Source organism: Polaribacter litoreus, assembly GCF_054584775.1.
In genome coordinates, this window is the sequence record NZ_JBTLRD010000022.1 from 11,136 (window position 1) to 30,558 (window position 19,423).

Annotated in this window: 16 protein-coding genes; 7 read left to right on the forward strand and 9 right to left on the reverse strand. The window is 29.8% G+C overall.

The window, feature by feature from the left end:
- Window positions 1-322 precede the first annotated feature (322 nt).
- The 3 genes from ACW9UN_RS15585 (at window position 323) to acs (ending at window position 5,526) form a co-directional block, all read left to right on the forward strand.
- Complete coding sequence (locus ACW9UN_RS15585; protein ID WP_459487288.1) at window positions 323-3,007, forward strand: ATP-binding protein; 2,685 nt, start codon at window positions 323-325, stop codon at window positions 3,005-3,007.
- Entirely contained in the window at window positions 3,007-3,369 is a 363-nt protein-coding gene (locus tag ACW9UN_RS15590; protein WP_459487289.1) for a response regulator transcription factor, read from the forward strand. Before ACW9UN_RS15585 ends, ACW9UN_RS15590 begins: the two co-directional genes overlap by 1 nt.
- A gap of 249 nt (window positions 3,370-3,618) precedes the next feature.
- Window positions 3,619-5,526, forward strand: coding sequence for an acetate--CoA ligase (gene acs / locus ACW9UN_RS15595; RefSeq protein WP_459487290.1), 1,908 nt, complete (start codon window positions 3,619-3,621; stop codon window positions 5,524-5,526).
- A gap of 55 nt (window positions 5,527-5,581) precedes the next feature.
- Here acs and ACW9UN_RS15600 read toward each other — a convergent pair whose 3' ends face one another.
- Together ACW9UN_RS15600 and ACW9UN_RS15605 are read right to left on the reverse strand one after the other, a co-directional pair.
- Window positions 5,582-6,226, reverse strand: coding sequence for a 3'-5' exonuclease (locus ACW9UN_RS15600; protein WP_459487291.1), 645 nt, complete (start codon window positions 6,224-6,226; stop codon window positions 5,582-5,584).
- A gap of 3 nt (window positions 6,227-6,229) precedes the next feature.
- Window positions 6,230-8,122 (reverse strand): DUF294 nucleotidyltransferase-like domain-containing protein, encoded by a 1,893-nt coding sequence (locus tag ACW9UN_RS15605; RefSeq protein ID WP_459487292.1) that lies wholly within the window; start codon window positions 8,120-8,122, stop codon window positions 6,230-6,232.
- A 165-nt stretch (window positions 8,123-8,287) separates the two neighbouring features.
- Between ACW9UN_RS15605 and ACW9UN_RS15610 the strand changes: the two genes are divergently transcribed.
- Both ACW9UN_RS15610 and ACW9UN_RS15615 read left to right on the forward strand, forming a co-directional pair.
- On the forward strand, window positions 8,288-10,054 hold the full coding sequence (locus tag ACW9UN_RS15610; RefSeq protein WP_459487293.1) for an ABC transporter ATP-binding protein: 1,767 nt from the start codon (window positions 8,288-8,290) through the stop codon (window positions 10,052-10,054).
- Window positions 10,055-10,244: 190 nt separating this feature from the next.
- Window positions 10,245-11,009 carry a DUF6503 family protein gene (locus ACW9UN_RS15615; protein WP_459487294.1) on the forward strand — a complete coding sequence of 255 codons (765 nt, stop codon included), beginning with the start codon at window positions 10,245-10,247 and terminating at the stop codon, window positions 11,007-11,009.
- A 67-nt stretch (window positions 11,010-11,076) separates the two neighbouring features.
- Here ACW9UN_RS15615 and ACW9UN_RS15620 read toward each other — a convergent pair whose 3' ends face one another.
- The 3 genes from ACW9UN_RS15620 to ACW9UN_RS15630 are packed head-to-tail and all read right to left on the reverse strand — an operon-like array spanning window position 11,077 to window position 12,973.
- Window positions 11,077-11,844 (reverse strand): hypothetical protein, encoded by a 768-nt coding sequence (locus ACW9UN_RS15620; protein WP_459487295.1) that lies wholly within the window; start codon window positions 11,842-11,844, stop codon window positions 11,077-11,079.
- Window positions 11,831-12,376: an NUDIX hydrolase gene (locus tag ACW9UN_RS15625; protein WP_459487296.1), complete on the reverse strand. Its 546-nt coding sequence runs from the start codon at window positions 12,374-12,376 to the stop codon at window positions 11,831-11,833. The genes ACW9UN_RS15620 and ACW9UN_RS15625 overlap by 14 nt, the downstream gene beginning before the upstream one ends.
- 33 nt (window positions 12,377-12,409) lie before the next feature.
- The gene (locus ACW9UN_RS15630; RefSeq protein WP_459487297.1) at window positions 12,410-12,973 is read right to left on the reverse strand and encodes an acyl-CoA thioesterase; all 564 of its coding nucleotides are present in this window, start codon (window positions 12,971-12,973) and stop codon (window positions 12,410-12,412) included.
- Between the two features lie 261 nt (window positions 12,974-13,234).
- On the opposite strand from ACW9UN_RS15630, the gene ACW9UN_RS15635 reads away from it, so the two are divergent.
- Together ACW9UN_RS15635 and ACW9UN_RS15640 are read left to right on the forward strand one after the other, a co-directional pair.
- A complete protein-coding gene (locus ACW9UN_RS15635; protein ID WP_459487298.1) occupies window positions 13,235-14,002 on the forward strand; it encodes a choice-of-anchor V domain-containing protein in 768 nt (255 codons plus the stop codon).
- 101 nt (window positions 14,003-14,103) lie between these two features.
- A complete protein-coding gene (locus ACW9UN_RS15640) occupies window positions 14,104-15,282 on the forward strand; it encodes a GlmU family protein (RefSeq protein WP_459487299.1) in 1,179 nt (392 codons plus the stop codon).
- Window positions 15,283-15,535: 253 nt separating this feature from the next.
- Here the strand turns inward: ACW9UN_RS15640 and ACW9UN_RS15645 are convergent, their stop codons facing one another.
- The 4 genes from ACW9UN_RS15645 to hemH form a co-directional block, all read right to left on the reverse strand.
- Entirely contained in the window at window positions 15,536-16,120 is a 585-nt protein-coding gene (locus tag ACW9UN_RS15645; RefSeq protein ID WP_459487300.1) for a CopD family protein, read from the reverse strand.
- Window positions 16,121-16,262: 142 nt separating this feature from the next.
- Complete coding sequence (locus ACW9UN_RS15650; protein WP_459487301.1) at window positions 16,263-16,439, reverse strand: hypothetical protein; 177 nt, start codon at window positions 16,437-16,439, stop codon at window positions 16,263-16,265.
- A 40-nt stretch (window positions 16,440-16,479) separates the two neighbouring features.
- Window positions 16,480-18,342, reverse strand: coding sequence for a YcaO-like family protein (locus ACW9UN_RS15655; protein ID WP_459487302.1), 1,863 nt, complete (start codon window positions 18,340-18,342; stop codon window positions 16,480-16,482).
- 21 nt (window positions 18,343-18,363) lie between these two features.
- Window positions 18,364-19,380, reverse strand: a complete 1,017-nt coding sequence (hemH, locus tag ACW9UN_RS15660; RefSeq protein WP_459487303.1) for a ferrochelatase — start codon at window positions 19,378-19,380, stop codon at window positions 18,364-18,366.
- Between the last annotated feature and the right edge of the window lie 43 nt (window positions 19,381-19,423).

A 19,423-nucleotide genomic window follows, 5' to 3' on the forward strand; every position in this document is an offset into this window, starting at 1 on the left:
AGATTTATAAGTCATTTTGAGGGAATTCGAAAAATCTATACATTTAAACATCAATAAATAAGATTTTTTATTTTAGTCGAAAATGACAAGTTTTAATACTTTTCAGAAAGCCTTATCCATTTTAGATAACAAACCTTGAAAAAAAGACACGAACAAAAACTAATTTTACTCTCCTTAGGATTATTAATTCTGATAAATATTCCTTTCGTGTTGGTATACGATTCATCAAATTTAATATTTGGTATCCCTGTTTTTTATTTTTCAATTTTTGTAATTTGGTTAGTCTCGGTTTGTATTTCATATTTTATTTTAAAACGTTTTTATGAGTAACTGGGCTTTAACTTTAATAATAGTTTTCTACTTGGCTATATTATTTTATCTAGCTTTTATTGCCGAAAAAAACCAGAAAAGCAAATGGGTAAATAACCCTTATGTTTATGCACTTTCTTTAGCAGTGTATTGTTCTGCATGGACATATTATGGAAGTATTGGTGTGGCAGCCGAAAAAGGAGTTAGTTTTTTAACCATTTATTTAGGGCCCGTAATTGCAGCGCCACTTTGGATTATCATTCTTAGAAAAATAATACGAATTTCTAAGCAACATAAAATATCTTCTTTGGCAGATTTTATTGCATTAAGATATGGTAAAAATCGTTTTTTAGGAGCTTTAGTTACTGTTATTTGTGTATTTGGTATTTTACCTTATTTATCGCTACAGTTAAAAGCGGTTTCAGAAACTTTTGAAATTATGACCCAAAAAAGTAATTATACATCAAGTTCAATTTTTGATGATTCTACGTTTTATATTGCCATTCTTTTGGCAGTGTTTGCTACCTTTTTTGGCACTCAAAAAACAGATGCTTCACAAAAAAATAGCGGAATTATTACCACTGTAGCCTTAGAATCGATACTAAAATTTTTGTTTTTTTTAATTATAGGTGTTTATATAACCTTTTATTTATTTGATAGTCCAGCAGATATTGTTAACCAGTTTTCTAAAACAGCAGGTTTTGTAGATAAAATAACTTTAGGCAGTTTAGAAGAAGGGTTCAATTGGTTTTTTACAATCATGCTTTCTTTTATTGCTATTTTTTTATTGCCCAGACAATTTCAAGTTTCAGTAATAGAGAATAATAGAGAAAAGCATATTAAAACTGCCATTTGGTTGTTTCCTTTGTATTTACTATTGTTTAATGTTTTTGTTGTTTTTATTGCCTATGCAGGTAAAATTAGTTTAGGAAATACTGTAAATGCTGAGTATTTTGCATTACTATTGCCTTTAAAAGAAGGTAATATTTTTCTGGCAACGCTTGTTTTTATTGGGGGTTTGTCTGCAGTTATTTCTATGGTAATTATTACGTCGTTAGCTTTATCAATAATGATTAGTAATAACCTGATTATACCTTATGGATTTTTATCAAACTTTATCAAAAACAAATCAGAAAAGAATACCAAATTTATAAAAAATATACGAAGATTTGCCATTTTCTTTATCATCATTGTAGCATATACATTCTATTATAACTTTTCGGTTGAGCTATCTTTGTATTCAATTGGGCTGATTTCTTTTGTAATTATAGCACAATTAGCACCTTCTTTTTTTATTGGTTTGTTTTGGAATAGAGGTTCATCAAAAGGGGCAATTATTGGCATAATTATTGGTTTTTTGGTAACCTTTTATACGCTTTTGTTGCCTTTTACATTAGAGGTTTTAACCGGTAATCGTTTTTTTGTAGAAAAAGGCTTATTTGGCATTACTGCTTTGAAACCTCATGCTTTATTCGGAATCGATTTTTTAACACCACCAGTACATGCTTTTTTTTGGAGCATTACTATAAATTTAATCTGTTACATTTATTTTTCTCTTAATACTTCTGGTAATTATAGAGAACGAAACTATGCAGAAATGTTTGTAGATAGCAGAAATTATGCGTCTTTACAAGATGGCGCTTATGTTTGGAAAGGGGAAGCTTATGTAGAAGATATTAAAGGAGTTTTAAATCGATTTTTAGGAATTGAAAAAACAAAAAAAGCGTTAAAAATATTTTTTACAAAATATAACTTACCTCAAGATACACAGTTTGCAGATGCAAAACTGATTAATTTTTCAGAGCAATTGTTAACAGGTTCCATTGGTTCATCTTCTGCAAAAATGTTAATATCAAGTGTAGTTAAAGAAGAAGAAGTAAGTTTGGTAGAGGTTTTAAAAGTGTTAGATGAATCAAAAGAAGCAATGACGCAAAGTAAAATCTTAAAAGAAAAATCTCAACAACTTTCTGAATTAGCAGACCAATTAAAAAGTGCAAATCAAGAGTTAATTGCTAAAGATCAACAAAAAGACGAATTTTTAGACACGGTTGCACACGAATTAAAAACACCGCTTACAGGTATTAGGGCTTCTACAGAATTGTTGTTAGATGATGCAGATATGCCTACTGTAATGAAACAACAGTTTTTAAATAATATGTTGCAAGATTCTGAAAGATTATCTCGATTAATTAACAATATTTTAGATTTTGAAAAGCTAGAAACAGGTCGAGAAACCATAACTTCAGAATTTAATGACATTAGTAAAACCATTGCCAAAACAATAGCAAGGCTAAGCCCAAATGCCAACAAAAAACAAATAAAGCTCATCCAAAAAAATGTGCATACTATTCATTTAAAATATGATGAAGATAGAATTGTACAAGTAATTACAAATCTGATTTCTAATGCCTTAAAGTTTTGTAAACCTAATGAAGGTGTTGTAGAAATTGATTATAAAATCGGGAATAATTATTTGTTAATTATAGTACAAGATAATGGTAAAGGAGTGCCAAAAGAAGATCAAGATTTCATTTTCGATAAGTTTTATCAATCTAAAAATCAAAACCGAATTAAACCAAAAGGCACAGGTTTAGGCTTGGCAATAAGTAAAAAAATTATAGAAAGCCATCAAGGAGAAATATGGCTTGATAAAAACCATACAAAAGGAGCTAAATTTAAAATTAAAATACCACTATAATGAAAAAGATCTTAATTGTTGATGATGAACCCAATATTGTAATGACTTTAGAATACGCTTTTAAAAAGAAAAATTTCGAAGTATATATTGCTAGAGATGGTAGCGAAGCTTTAGAAATATTAAAAACAAAAATACCTAATATTATTCTTTTAGATGTAATGATGCCCGAGGTTGATGGTTATCAAACCCTACAAGTTATTAAAAAAAATAAAGTTTTAAAAGATACTAAAATCATTTTTTTATCAGCAAAAAGTAAAGATTCAGATATCGAAAAAGGCTTAGAACTTGGGGCAGACAAGTATTTTACAAAACCATTTTCTATCAGAAAAATTGTTAATGAAGTAGAAGAATTAATCCACTAAAAAACAGATATGAAACTATCCATTAATCCTTTATATTCAGATATTTTTATTACTATTTATGTAGTAGTAACCCTTTTCATCAGGTTTAAATTCGAGCATAATAATTACGCAATTAGTCCAGGTTTATCACTTGTATTTGGGCTTTGTTGTGTAGCTTTTTTATGGTCGTTAATTAAATTAAAAATTCTAAATCCAAACTGGTTTGGATTGTTCAATTCAAAAAAATAAAAACACTAAAAATATAGCATTATGAGTAATTATCACATTAAAAATTTTCCAGAGTATTATCACGTATATAGAAATTCAGTTAGAGAACCAGAAACGTTTTGGGAAGAAATAGCAGAAGAACACTTTGTATGGAGAAAAAAGTGGGATAAAGTATTAGAATGGGATTTTAGCAAACCAGAAATAAAATGGTTTGAAGGTGCGCAATTAAACATAACAGAAAATTGTATAGATAGGCATTTAGCCACAAGAGGAGATAAAACAGCAATTTTGTTTGAACCTAACAATCCAGAGGAAGAAGCACAACACATTACCTATAATCAACTTTCAGAACGCGTAAATCAGTTTGCAAATGTTTTAAAAGAAAATGGCATTAAAAAGGGAGATAGAGTCTGTATTTATGTGCCTATGATTCCTGAATTGGCCATTGCAACGTTAGCTTGTGCAAGAATTGGAGCCATACACTCTGTTGTTTTTGCAGGTTTTTCTGCAACAGCACTTTCAACAAGAATTAATGATGCCGATTGTAAAATGGTCATCACTTCAGATGGTTCTTATAGAGGTTCTAAAACCATCGATTTAAAAGGTATTGTAGATGATGCTTTAGAATCTTGTCCATCAGTAGAAACGGTTTTAGTAGCAAAAAGAATCAATTCTGATATCAACATGAAAGAAGGGCGAGATCAATGGTTGCAACCTTTATTAGATGAAGCATCAACAGTTTGTGAGGCAGAGGTAATGGAAGCAGAAGATCCGTTATTTATTTTATATACTTCTGGTTCTACAGGATCACCTAAAGGAATGGTGCATACCACAGCTGGTTATATGATTTATACGGCTTACACCTTTAAAAATGCATTTCAGTATAGAGAAAATGATGTGTATTGGTGTACTGCAGATATTGGTTGGATTACTGGGCATTCCTACATTGTGTATGGTCCTTTAGCAAACGGAGCCACTTCTGTGATGTTTGAAGGTGTACCTAGTTATCCAGATTTTGGACGTTTCTGGGAAATTGTTGAAAAGCATAAAGTCAATCAATTTTATACAGCACCAACAGCTATTAGAGCTTTAGCAAAACATGGTACAGAATTGGTAGATAAATACAATTTATCATCCTTAAAAGTCTTAGGTTCTGTTGGAGAGCCTATTAACGAAGAAGCTTGGCACTGGTATAATGATACCATTGGTAAAAAGAAAAGCCCTATTATAGATACTTGGTGGCAAACAGAAACAGGTGGAATGATGATTACGCCAATTCCGTTTGTAACACCAACAAAACCTACGTACGCAACTTTACCATTTATAGGAATACAACCTTGTTTGATGGATGAAAACGGAAACGAATTGCAAGGCAATCAAGTAGAAGGTAGATTATGTATAAAATATCCATGGCCAAGTATGGCAAGAACCATTTGGGGAAATCATCAACGTTATAAAGAAACGTATTTTTCTGCCTATGAAAATTGTTATTTTACAGGTGATGGCGCTTTGCGCGATGAAGTTGGCTACTATAGAATTACAGGTAGAGTAGATGATGTAATTATTGTTTCTGGTCATAATTTAGGAACAGCACCTATAGAAGACGCTATAAATGAGCATCCAGCAGTGGCAGAATCTGCAATTGTTGGTTTCCCACACGATATTAAAGGAAGTGCTTTATATGGATATATTACTTTAAAAGATTTAGGTGAAAGTAGAAATCATACCAATTTAAGTAAAGAAATTAATCAGTTAATTGCTGATAAAATTGGCCCTATTGCCAAATTAGATAAAATTCAGTTTACAGAAGGTCTGCCAAAAACACGTTCAGGAAAAATTATGCGACGTATTTTACGTAAAATAGCATCTAACGAATTAGATAATTTAGGTGATGTTTCTACATTGCTGAATCCAGAGGTGGTAGAAAGTATTAAAGAAAATAGATTGTAAAATGGTATTTTAATTTAATTAAAAATCACTTTTTAGAAATAAAAGGTGATTTTTTTTACAACCAACTCACAAAATGAGAAAGCCTTAAATTCTTTTTCTTTTTTTGCAGCAGTTTACAAGATTTTAAAAACACCAAAGCTGTTAAATAGGCATCACCAGCAGCTGTATGTCTATCGTGCATTTTTAGATTAAAGATTGTACACAATTTGTCTAAACTATAATGGTTATTGTCTTTCACATATTTCGTTTTTTTATAAAAAATAGCAGTATCAATTACTTTATTTTTCAATTTTGGCAAGTGGTTTCTTTTTAAAATTGCATTGATCATTCCTATGTCAAAAGCAGCATGATGAGCTACTAAAACACTATTTTTTATATAATTTAAAAAGGTTTTAAGGGCTTCAAGTTCATCAATTTTAGAAAATGTTCCAGATTTTAATAAACCATGAATTTTTACACTTTCTTTAGTAAATTTTTCTTGATGTAGATAAACTTCTAATTGGTCTGCAACAATAATCGAAAAGTTTTGAATACCAATACAGCCAATGGATAAAACACGATCGTTTTCAACATCTAAACCTGTAGTTTCTGTATCAAAAACAACAAAACGTGTATTTTTTAAACTTTCTTTTTTTGCTTTAAAAGATTGTAAATAGGCTTCAAAAAAAGGAGGAAATGATTGTTTAACAAAAATACTCATAACTTATAAAAATTGCGATAATTTAAAACGGGTCTGAATCAATTCTTGAATTTCTTTAATGGGTTTAAAACAATTTTTAAGTTGTAATCGATGGGCTTTACTTAAAGACACAATGTCTATAAACCTGCCTGAATTGTTGTTTTTTAAACCTTCCTCTGTTCTAAAATATAATAAGGTTTCAAAAGCGATACTGCATGCCTCATACAAATCTTTATTCTGAGGTTCAAGTTCAGATAGTTTTTCAAATCGCAATTTTGTATTGTTGATGTTTTTAATTGCATGTGATAAAATTAAAACTCGTGCAGCATCAACTAAAGGCATAATTGCTCTTGCTTTAATGTCAAACTGATTTTTGTGCTCTCCTGTATCTTCAACTAAAAAGCTTCTAAAAAAACTTAAAGGAGGTGGGTTTTGCAATGCATTTCTACCTAAATACGTTAAAAATAAATTATAGTTATGGATCGATTCAAAAAGTGATTTGGCAATATTATCGGCTAAAGCAGGTTCTCCATACATAAAATTAAAGTCGAAGAAAATGGTGCTTAAAAGAATTTTAGCTTCACTCGGTTTGGTAATCCAATCGTTAAATTGTTGTTTCCATTCTGTTACAGACAAACACCATTTAGGGTTCATGGCCATCATTTTTGCAGGGCACAATTCAAAACCAACAAAAGCCAAATCTTGATTAATTTTGGTGGCTAATTTTATAAAAAAAGCCCTTGTGTCCTCTAGCTTTTCAGTGTCTTCAAATACAATTGCGTTATCTTGGTCTGTTTGTAGTAATTGCTCTTTTCGTCCTTGGCTACCAATGGTTAACCAAGCAAATTTTACAGGTGGTTTTGCTTGTTGCTCTAAGTTGAACTCAATGATTTTTTGGGTTACAGCGTAATTAATTTCAGAGATAATATTGGTAATAAATGGTAAGGGAATATGTTGTTGGATGTAATTTTTAAGTAATACTTGTGCTTTTTCTATAATTGCTTTAATTTCAGGTAAAGTACTCACTTTTTTTAAGGCCTTTATCAAAACAGAAGGATTGTTCCCTTTTGTGATAATGATATCGTGTTCTGATAAAACACCAACAATTTCACTAGTATTTAAGCCATTTTTAGTAATACACAAATGAGAAATATTGTGTTTTAGCATGGCTATTTGTGCTTCTGAAACAGATAAATTTCTAGGAAAGGTAAGTACAGGGTAAGACATTATTTCTGTAACCTTTTTATTAATTGAACATTTTCCTGTAGCTACTTTATGACGCAAATCTTTATCAGTAATAATGCCTAGAGGAATATTTTTTTTAGTGATAATAATTGAGCCTACATTATATTTGGACATTTTTAATGCAGCCTCTTTAATGGTAGCAACCTCTTTACAAGTAATCGTTTTTTTTGAATAATTAATGTGCTGAACTTCTGTAAATAAATTCTTTTTTAAGTTTGGTTTTAGGGCTAAATCAAATGCATTGTTCTTTTTTAAATGTGTATTTCTGGTATTTGTAGCAAAACTGACGGATAAAAAAGCCATCACTTTATCATGTTTTTGAATCACATTGTCAAAAACAGCTAAGGGAATACAATACAAAATACATTCTTCAATAGCTTTGGCATTTAAAGCATACACATCATTTTGTAAAAAAGCTCTTAAGCCCAAAACATCACCTTCATCACATTTATCAACTAATTTTTCTTCGTAAAATAAACCAATAGCACCATCTTTTACTACATAAAAATACTTTTTTAAGTGCTCTTTTTGGGTAAAAAGCACTTCGTTAGCATCTAAATAAATTACTTCAATTTCTTTACTAATATCAAATAATTCATCCGTATTCAGAAAATAAAAAGGCGGATAGTTTTTTAAAAAGTCTAAAATACGTTGTGCAATAGTATTTTTCATGTTAGCAATCTAAAAATAATTTTTGTAATTACATCTAATTTTTGTCAATTCAGTCCATTTCTTAAGGTGTTTTATGTTTTGAAGCCCTAAATTTGCAAGTATGTCACGTATATTTTAATGGCATACAAATTGACAATCATTATTTGACATACTTCAATATAATTTATGCAACATCTTCAAGAAACTAAAAAAGAAAAAAAGAAACCAAAAGTAACCTTAAAACAAGCTTTTAAAACTATTATTTGGCCAAGAAGAAACTTAGTGTTTTTGGGTTTAATTTTAATCATTATCAGAAGTTTATCGGGTTTTGTTTTACCATTACAAAGTAAAGTGTTAATGGATGAGGTAATTCCGGATAAAGATTTTAATCAATTATATATCTTAATATTAACAGTAATTGGAGCTATTTCTGTACAAGCAATTACCTCTTTTTTATTAACAAAAGTATTAAGCATTCAAGCACAATATTTAATATCAGAATTAAGAGCACAAGTGCAAAAGAAAGTATTGTCTTTACCCATTAGTTTTTTCGATAATACAAAATCTGGTGCTTTGGTTTCTAGAATTATGACAGATGTTGAGGGGGTAAGAAACTTAATTGGTACAGGTTTGGTACAATTAATTGGTGGCTCATTTACGGCAATTGTAACACTTGTAATTCTATTAAGAATGAATGTTTGGATGACCATTTTTACCTTTGTGCCTTTATCTATTTTTGGATTAATTGCTTTAAAATCGTTCAAATACATTCGCCCTATTTTTAGAGCTAGAGGTAAAATAAATGCAGAGGTAAAAGGTAGGTTAACAGAAACCTTAAGTGGAATTAGAGTGATAAAAGCGTTTAATGCAGAAGAACAAGAAAGCAAAATTTTTGAAAAAGGAGTTGAAGATATTTATCAGAATGTTAAAAAGAGCATGACTGCTACAGCAATTATGACAAGTTCGTCAACTTTTTTAATAGGTCTAGCCACAACTGGAGTTATGGGAATTGGAGGCTATTTTATGATACAAGGCTCCATGACTTTTGGAGATTTTATTCAATTTACATTTTTATTAGCCTTTATGGTTGCACCAATTGTGCAAATGAGTAATATTGGGAGTCAGCTTACAGAAGCTCTGGCAGGTTTAGACAGAACAGAAGAGTTAATGAATAAAGCAGCAGAAGATGACAATCAAGAAAGAACGATAGAATTAGAAACGATTAAAGGAGAAATTAATTTTGACGATGTTTCGTTTGCTTATGAAGAAGATAAGGAAGTATTGCATAACATCAACTTTAAAGTTCCTGCTGGTTCTGTAACAGCTTTGGTGGGGAGTTCAGGTTCTGGAAAATCTACTATTGCAGGTTTATCAGCTACGTTTTTAAATCCGAGTTCGGGTACTATTACCATTGATCATCAAGATATGAGCAAAGTAAAACTATCTAGTTATCGAAAACATTTAGGTGTGGTTTTACAAGACGAATTTTTGTTTGAAGGTACTATTAGAGATAACATTTTATTTCCAAGACCCAATGCTACAGAAGACGAGTTGCAAAATGCCGTAAATGCAGCTTATGTAAACGAATTTACGGACAGATTTGATGATGGTTTAGATACTTTAATTGGTGAGCGAGGGGTAAAATTATCTGGTGGACAAAGGCAACGTTTGGCAATTGCTAGAGCCATTTTAGCAAACCCTAAAATTATTATTTTAGATGAAGCGACTTCTAATTTAGATACTGAAAGCGAAGCATTGATCCAAAAAAGTTTGTCAGAATTGGTAAAAAACAGAACCACTATTGTTATTGCACATCGATTAAGCACCATTAAAAAAGCAGATGAAATTTTAGTGATAGAAGCTGGTAAAATAGCAGAAAGAGGTACTCATGATAAATTGATCGCTTCTAAAGGGAGGTATTATGAGTTATATACGTATCAATCTAAAATATAATTAAAATTATTTGTCCTTTCTAACTTGTGGAAAAATCTCAATACAATAGATTTTTTGAACTCTATTTTTTGATTGGCAATCTATATATTAAGATTAAAATTGTCATCCTCTTGAAAAAGGGAATCTATTTTGTTTACTTTGTAATAAAATAAAAATCAACACGACTTCATTAAAGTAAAAATGAAACCATATGATAAAAAAACTTTTATTATTAGTAGTAATTATATCATTTTCCTGCAAAAATGAAACAAAAAAGAAAACGATAGATAAAGATGTAGTTGCCGTAAAAAAGGTCAGTTTTCCTCAAGAACTAAACAGGGTTTTTACAAAACACGGAGGAATTGATACTTGGAGAAAAGCACAAATATTGTCTTTTAATAAAGGTGAAGAAGTTCATACCATTGATTTACATTCAAGAAAAACAGTCATTCATCACCCAGAGTATTCTTTAGGTTTTGATGGTAAAGAAGTTTGGTTGCAGGAAGAAAATAAAGGGAATTATAAAGGCAATCCAACTTTTTACTACAACTTGTATTTCTACTTTTATGCCATGCCTTTTGTTTTGGCTGATGACGGAATTAGCTACGAAAAAGTAGACGGAATTACATTTGAAGGTGTAACCTATCCTGGTTACAAAATATCTTATAAAGCAAATGTTGGTACTTCTCCTGATGATAATTATATAGTGTATTACAATCCAAAAACGTATCAAATGGAATGGTTGGCATACACTGTTACTTTTAAGTCTAAAGCACCTTCAAACAGGTATAAAATCATTAAATACAACAAATGGGAAAATGTAAACGGATTCCTTTTACCAAAGGAAATGACTTGGTTTAAGAAAGATAAAAATAATAATCCAACTGAACCTGCAAAACCTGCAACTGTTTTTACATTGCCATTGGTTAGTCAAGGTAAATTGGCGGCTTCTTTTTTTGCAAAACCACTTAAATAAGCTGGTTGATTTTTATTGGGTAGTAAAACAGTTAGCAACTTTAAAATAGAAAGTTTTTAGAAGTTTTTTACTCTTGTTTTATAACAGGTGTATTTTCTAAATCATAGATTGCTGTAGAAATATCTACTCGAAACCATTGTTTAAACATTTTATAATTACGCCTTTTGGGCCAAGTTTTGCGATCATTACACCAATCTTCAAGCTCCATTTTAAAGTACAGATCAAATTTCTTTTTTAAATAATTTTCAATATCAAAAAAATTACTGTTCTTAATTAAATAAATATTAACTTCATCTAAATCGGAATCATCAATTTTTGAATCTGGATATACACTATTGTGCCAATCAATAAAAGGCTGTAAAGGTTTTAATGAAATTGCAGATCTATTGATATAATTTTCTGTAAAATCTGTTTCTTTATAATTGTTTTCGATTTCATTAATTTCAGAAAGGTATATTTCTTCTGTTTGCGTTACTAAAGTTAAGGCTTTCCTGCCATTGATGTTACTGATTTCAAAATCAACAACAAAATTACTAAAATCTTTAAAATGAGATTGCTTGTGCTGAATCATTTCAAATAGTAAATCATAATTTAAGTCTTCACTCTTAGCAAAAGACATTATTTTATCAAATTCATTAGCATCAATAATAAGGCTCAAATTTCCAAAATTCCATGCCTTTATGGCAAATTCAAAAATATCTTCTTGATATTCAAAAACATCAAGACGTTTTGCAAAGGGCTCTATAAAATCCTGGAGGAGAGAAGAGTATTTTGAGTCCGAACTTTCGTAAGCTTTATCGTCGTTAAATAAATTGATGATCTTATTTTTTTTCATTTGTTATAATTTTATCATAAACCATACAATAGTATGGATGAAATTTTGATAGTAAAACATTTTCTAGTTTTTCTGTGGATTTTAAAACCTCTAAATCAAACAGTTTTATAGCTTCAACCTCCTCTTTTTGAATTGTTAATTCAGATACAGGCACTTTTAATTCAGAAATAAATACATGATGATACTCATTGTCTTGAATTCCGTTTGCATGTTTTACTTGATGAATTCTTGTACCTATTTTAATAAGTTCTTTTTCATCTAATTGCAGTCCAATTTCCTCAAAAACCTCTCTTTTTGCCGCTGATAAAATAGATTCTCCAGCAGCTATATGCCCAGCTACAGAAATATCCCACAAACCAGGAAATACTTTCTTAGTCAAAGCCCTTTTTTGAAGCAATATCTTTCTATTTGAAGTAAATAACCAAATATGTACAGTTGCATGAAACCATCCATGTTTATGAGCTTCAGATTTTAAAGCAGTTTTACCTGTTGGTGTTCCATCAGGATTTAAAATATCTATGAGTTCATCCAAAGTAAAAACATTTTAATATCAAAAATTGCTTTGTTAATTTTCTTTAATTTCAATTTTAGAATTGCTTCCTTCAAAAAGAGCTATATAATCTTCTATTTTAAACGTATTACTGCTAAATTTAGAAGTTCTGTTTCTACCTTGCTGTTGTCTTACAATACTTCTGGCAAAACGTCTTATTTCTTCTTTATTGGTTAAAATAATTCCAGGTACTGCTGCGCTTTTACCATTTTCATCTTTGGCTACCATTGTAAAATAAGAAGAGTTGCAGTGTTTTATGTTTCCTGTTCTTATATTTTCTGATATTACACGCAAACCAACAACCATAGAGGTTCTGCCTGTATAATTAACAGAGGCTTTTAAAGTAACCAATTCACCAACTTCTATAGGGTTTAAAAAATCTACTTTGTTTACAGAGGCAGTTACACAATAATACCCAGAATGTTTTGATGCGCATGCAAATGCAATTTGATCCATTAGATTTAAAATATGACCACCATGAATTTTTCCACTAAAATTAGAATGAGAAGGCAGCATTAGTTGTGTAATGATTACTTGAGATTCCTCAATGTGTTTGTATTTTTTTTTTGCTTCGATCATACTTCAAAAATACAATTCTTTTTTTTCAGATAATAGCGCTGAAGCGCTAAAAAAAGAAACTTTTCAACTAATATTTTTCCCTTTTGCATTGTATTATTTCCCTTTCATCTATTTTTTGTTTTATAAATCTAATGATATTGTTTTATTTATAAGGTAATTACAGAATTGTTTCATTATTTTTATAGAAACAAATAAGTTATTAGAAATTTTGTAAAGAATAATTCAGATTTAATATTATTTACTAACTCAAACTCAATTCAAATGAAAAAACATTACATTTTTAAATTTACCTTATTATTAATTCCAATTTCAGCCTTTATCTTGATGTCTAGTTCAGGAGGAAGAACAGATGCCAGATCTGGTTCTCCTGGAGATGGTGGTGCCAGTTGTGCAGCTTGTCATACAGGTGGCTCTTCTGGTGTTTCTGCAAGTATTACTACCAATATTCCTAATGATGGTTATGCCTTAAATACAGATTATACAATTACAGTTAACAAATCTTCGTCTGGTGCTGGAGGTTTTCAATTGGTAGCAGAAAATTCAGCAAATTTAAGAGTAGGTACATTTACTGCGGGTACTGGATCTAGAGTTTCTGGTGGTAGAATTACTCATAGTAGCTCTGGAAATAGTTCTTGGTCTTTTACCTGGAAATCACCTACAACAGACCAAGGAGAAGTTAAATTCTACTCATCTGTTGTTATTGCTGATGGAAATGGTAGCAATGGCTCAGGTGATAAAGTAGTAAACACAAGTACTGTTGGTGCTACTGTTTTGGGTATTTCAGAGGCAAAACGTTTAGATTTTGAGCTGTTCCCAAATCCGGCTTCAGAAAATATAAACATACAATTGCCATCAGGTGAAACTAAGGCAACTGTTCAGTTTTATGATTACTTGGGTAAATTGGCGCTAACACAGAAGATTACTAGTAATACTGATAAAATTAACGTAAGTAATTTATCATCCGGAATTTATGTTTTAAAAGTTGCTACTGATACTAAAATAGGAAGCCAAAAATTTGTAAAACAATAATAGCTTTTCACTTTGTTGATATAAACAGATTGTAATTTCTTACAATCTGTTTTTTTTATGGGCTATTTAAAGTAAATTTGTTTGACTAAAAAAGCCAAGAAATGAATTATATTTTATTTGATGGAGATGTTAGAAAATCACTTTTACCATTTACCTACACCAAACCAGTTGCAGATTTAAGAGTAGGAATTTTAACCATTAGAGAAAAATGGGAAAAATATTTAGGCTTAACTACAACAACAGTTACAGAGGATTATTTAGAAGAAAAATACCCAATGGTTGAGTTAGAAGAAAACATTTTAATTAATGCTTCCTTTTGCCCAACTAAAGGTTTGGTAGATAAAGTGAAAAACTTATCTAAAAACGAGGCTATTTTTAAAGGGGAAGATGTTATTGCTTTTTTTACAACCGACTCTCAAGAAGAAGTGAATTTTGAGGATTACACTCAAATTGAGTTTGAAGAAGAAGTAATTCAAATTCAAAATACTTGGGATATTTTTTCATTAAACGATAAAGCCATCCAACAAGATTTTGATTTGATTACAGAAGATAGAACTTCGCAACCCATTCCAGATACAGTGCAATGCATTAACAAAGAAAATATATTTATTGAAGAAGGTGCAAAATTAACCTATGCTGTTTTAAATGCTTCAAATGGACCAATTTACATTGGTAAAGATGCAGAAATTATGGAAGGTTGTGTAGTAAGAGGTGCTTTAGCAATGTGTACTAATTCAGTATTAAAACTTGGTACTAAAATTTACGGAGCAACTACTTTAGGCCCTTTTTGTAAAGTAGGAGGTGAGGTAAATAATGCTGTTTTAATGGGCTATTCTAATAAAGGACATGATGGCTTTTTAGGCAACTCTGTATTAGGAGAATGGTGTAATTTAGGTGCAGATACCAATAACTCGAACTTAAAGAATAATTATGCCGAAGTTAAATTATGGAATTATGAAACGGGTCGTTTTGCAAAAACTGGTTTGCAATTTTGTGGTTTAATGATGGGCGATCATTCAAAATGTGGTATCAATACCATGTTTAATACAGGTACTGTAGTTGGGGTTTCTGCAAATATTTTTGGTAGTGGATTTCCACGAAATTTTATACCTTCTTTTAGTTGGGGTGGTGCATCTGGTTTTACCGAATATAAAACCAACAAGGTATTTGAAGTTGCAAATGTAGTAATGCAACGTAGAAATATCGTTTTTGATGAAGTTGAACAACGTATTTTACAACATGTTTTTGAAGAAACTACTCAGTATCGTAAAAATTATTAAACTTTTTTGTGTTGAGTTTCAGGTAAAAAAAGTATTACAGATTCTAATATAACTGAGTTTTATATAATGTTTCTAACTTAACGTGATTTCGATTTAAAAAACCACTGATTAATAGTGTATTATAATTTTTATTCTTTGAAACGAATCTCATTTCAGTAAAAATAATGTGTGTTTGAAATCATTAAAGAACAATTGACTAATAAGCCATCTGCTTTAAATTCAAATTACATTATGTAGTAGGTTACACTGGTTTTTATTTTTCATCATTATTTTCTAAAACGTCCTTTTCAGCTTGATCCCAAGAGTTTTTTTCGCGTATTTTTTTGTAAAGTTTGATAGATAACATCAATAACACTCCAAAAAGAACTATACCAACAACACCCCAAACCCAACTAATAGCACTTTTAACGGTAACTAAAAATACTATAGCGAATAACAAAATCGTTGAGATTTCATTAATCATACGTAGCTTAAAAGCTGAGTAAGATATAATGTTCTTTTGAAGTTTAGAATATATTCTTTGGCAAAAACCATGATAAAAATAAAGTGCCAATACAAAACTTAATTTGATGTGCATCCAAGGCTCAGATAAGTAATAAGGACTTTCATACAGCATCCAAAAGGCAAAAATACTGGCTAAAATTGCAGAAGGCCATGTAATAATGTACCATAAACGTTTGCTCATCAACTTGTACTGTGTTTGTAAAATAGACTTGGCTGGCTCTAACTTGTTTTCAGCTTCTGTTTGATAAATAAATAAACGAACAATATAAAATAACCCAGCAAACCAAGTAACCACAAAAATAATGTGTAATGCTTTTATGTATAAAAAATCCATATTGTTTTTAATTTGTGGTTTGTTTAATTATGTATAATAATAATTACTGCTTAAGAAATTCAAAACACTACAACTAATGTGTTTAGTGAAAATTACAGATTTTAACAGACGATTATTTATTAATATCTTTTTTAAGCACAAATTAAAACCCAGATGGTGGGGCTTCACATAGTATTTCACTTTGTGCCTGGGCTTTTTTAGGGTTTAAAATCATATAAGTAGATAATGATGTTAGAGCAGTATATTTACCAAAATCACCAATTCTTTTTAAAGCTTCTTTCCTAGTAATTTTGTTTTCTATTTGCTTTTTGTTTTTCATACTTCTTTATTAATTTTATTCTTAGACAAATATACATTTTTTATATGATTTTGTTCAAATCTATTTGTTCTATGCTATTGTTAGTTTGTGTGTTTTGTATAACTTTTACCATTTTCATTACATCGAAATAATTACAGTATTTTGAAATTTCACAGCTTTCACATTCATAGCAAGTAGGTAATTTTTGAAATTTAAAAATTTTATTTGAGTCATATAAATCCAAAACAACTTCCTCTACTAATTGCATAGGGTATACAATCTGCATAAAAAAATGAATTTTTTCAATGGAAAGATTATCTTTTTTCATTTTAAAATAGTCTAAACAAGCGTAAAAGTATAAGTATGAAGAACGATCTTCTGCACAAAATTCGTTTAAAAAAAGATCTAAATAATGGATTGACAAATCCAAATTATTTAACTTATAATGTGCCATACTTAGAAAAAGATTAACATCTAAATTTAATAAATCCTCTTTACTATGATATCCAAATGACGGCTTAATAAAATCTCTCCAAAAATTTGGGTTAATTTCTAACCATTTACTTATGCAGTTTATTAACTCTAAAAGTTCTAGATTATTTAATTTTTTTATAGAAAGAAGTTTTTCTTTTTGATTTTTAAACTCAATAAAATTGTTGTAGTCATCAATTTTATTAGTTTGATAATCACTTAGTTTTGGAATATAAACATAAAACGATTTAAACCCTAAAAATGAAACATTTCGAATAAATAAATTTGTGTCAAAATTTTTAATTAGTTTTTTTAAATATATAATATCTTGTTTGTGAGATTGCCCTAAATTTTTGTCAAAGCCTTCAAACTTATAACTAAATTCATTGCTAAAAAAACTTCTATGCCAATTCCCAGATGAAAAGTTACTGATATATTTGTAGTTAATAAAATCGTAATACCTGTTTTCTAATTTGTGTTTTTTATATTCATCAATATTTTCAATTAAGGACAAGTTAGGTATTGTAGCGCTTTGATAAAACTCTGTTAAACATCTTTGCAAAGCTCTATTAGGAACTACATCAGAACCGACTTTAACGTTATACTTATTATTGATTTTATCTAAAATTAAAACTCCTATTACAGGTATATTCTTTCCTAAAGAAAAGTCTTTAATAATAATGTCTAAGCCTTGATTTTCAAGCTGCTTTAACATTTTTATTGTTTTTTTGTTATCTTTAAAGTATTCTATTGGTATTGTAGGTGGTATTAACTTGTTGAAATATACTTTTTTTAAAGCAAAACGTTCAAAAATTTCACAAATTCCTTGAATTATAGCTTCTTCAGATGTGTTACCCGCAGACATTCCATTTGAGCCTGACGTAATTAAAAGTAATTCAATTGGTAAGAAAATTTCCTTTTTTTCTTTTGAGTCATAAAATGGTACACAAATTAAATCTTTAAATTTTAATTTATTTAAGATTAAATCTCTTAATTGTTCGCGGTTTTTAGTGTAAAATATTTTTTCTAAAAAAATAAGATTTTTTTCGATGTATTTATCTGCAGAAACAATTTTCTCTCTAGGATCATAGTTGTATTCTAAGACAGCATTTTTCTTGTTTAAGTTTTGTGTAAATAATTTATTAATATTTTTATTTACTTGATTTCGAGTGGCATAATGTGTATTTTTAAATAGAATCCCATTTTGTAACCTCTCAAAAAACTCACCATATGCACTAGCAAGAGCATATTCAAAAGTATTACCTTTTCCATAGGTTTTTAATTTGTAGCCCTTTAAATTATTTAAATTACTACTTGAAACCTCAACACTCGCAGTATGAATATGTTTACTTTTAAATTTATGTTTTTCAATAATAAAAATACCTAAATCACTTAAAATATTGCGAGCTTTTATGATCGTTTTTTCAGGAGATTCATCTTTGTAGGGTTTCATTTTAGTTGTTATAGCTAATTTTTAATCTTCTATCCAACTTACCAGTACATCTACCCAATCGTCATTATCATTAATACAAGGTATGGCATGGAATTCTTCTCCACCAGCTTCTAAAAACTCTTCTTTACCTTCCATGGCAATTTCTTCTAGTGTTTCTAAACAGTCAGAAACAAAGGCAGGAGTTACCACTGCTAATTTTTTTACGCCTTCTTCTGGGTATTTTTCAATCATCTTATCTGTATAAGGCTGTAACCATGGGTCACCTGCTAATCTAGATTGAAAAGAAACAAAGTATTGATGTGGCTCTAAGCCTAAATATTCCACAACTTGTTTGGTAGTTTCATAGCATTGGTGTTTGTAACAAAACTCATGTGCTGGAGATTTTGTTTTACAACATGCAAAGTTTTCACTATCAGAAGGGTTACAATGGCTTTTTGTAATGTCCGATTTTCTGACGTGTCTTTCAGGAATTCCATGGTAAGAAAATAAAATTTTATCCCATTCTTTACCTTTTAAATAATTTTGAATACTGTCTCCTAGTACTTTAATATAATCTTTCTTATGATAAAATGCAGGAATGTGGGTGAATTTCATTTCTGAGAAAAATTCTTTTCTTAATTTCTCTGCCAGAACCATAATTGTATCAGTGGTAGCCATGGCATGCTGCGGATACAAAGGTACTATTAAAACATCGGTTATACCTTGGTCTTGCAATTCTTGTAATCCTGTTTTTATAGAGGGTTTTCCATAACGCATTGCTAAAGCAACAGGCAATTCTGTTTTTGCTCTAACTTTTTTTAACAATCTTTCAGACAAAACGATTAGCGGAGAGCCTTCATCCCACCAAATTTTCTTGTATGCTTTTGCAGATTTCTTAGGTCTTGTATTTAAAATAATACCTCTAACCAGCAAAACTCTTAGCCAATATGGTACATCTATAACGCGTTCGTCCATTAAAAATTCATCCAAATATTTTCTAACATCTTTAGTAGAAGTACTATCTGGTGATCCTAAATTTACTAATAAAACTCCTTTCATTTTCCCATCCTAACCTTCCTAAAAGGAAGGAATTTTTTATGAT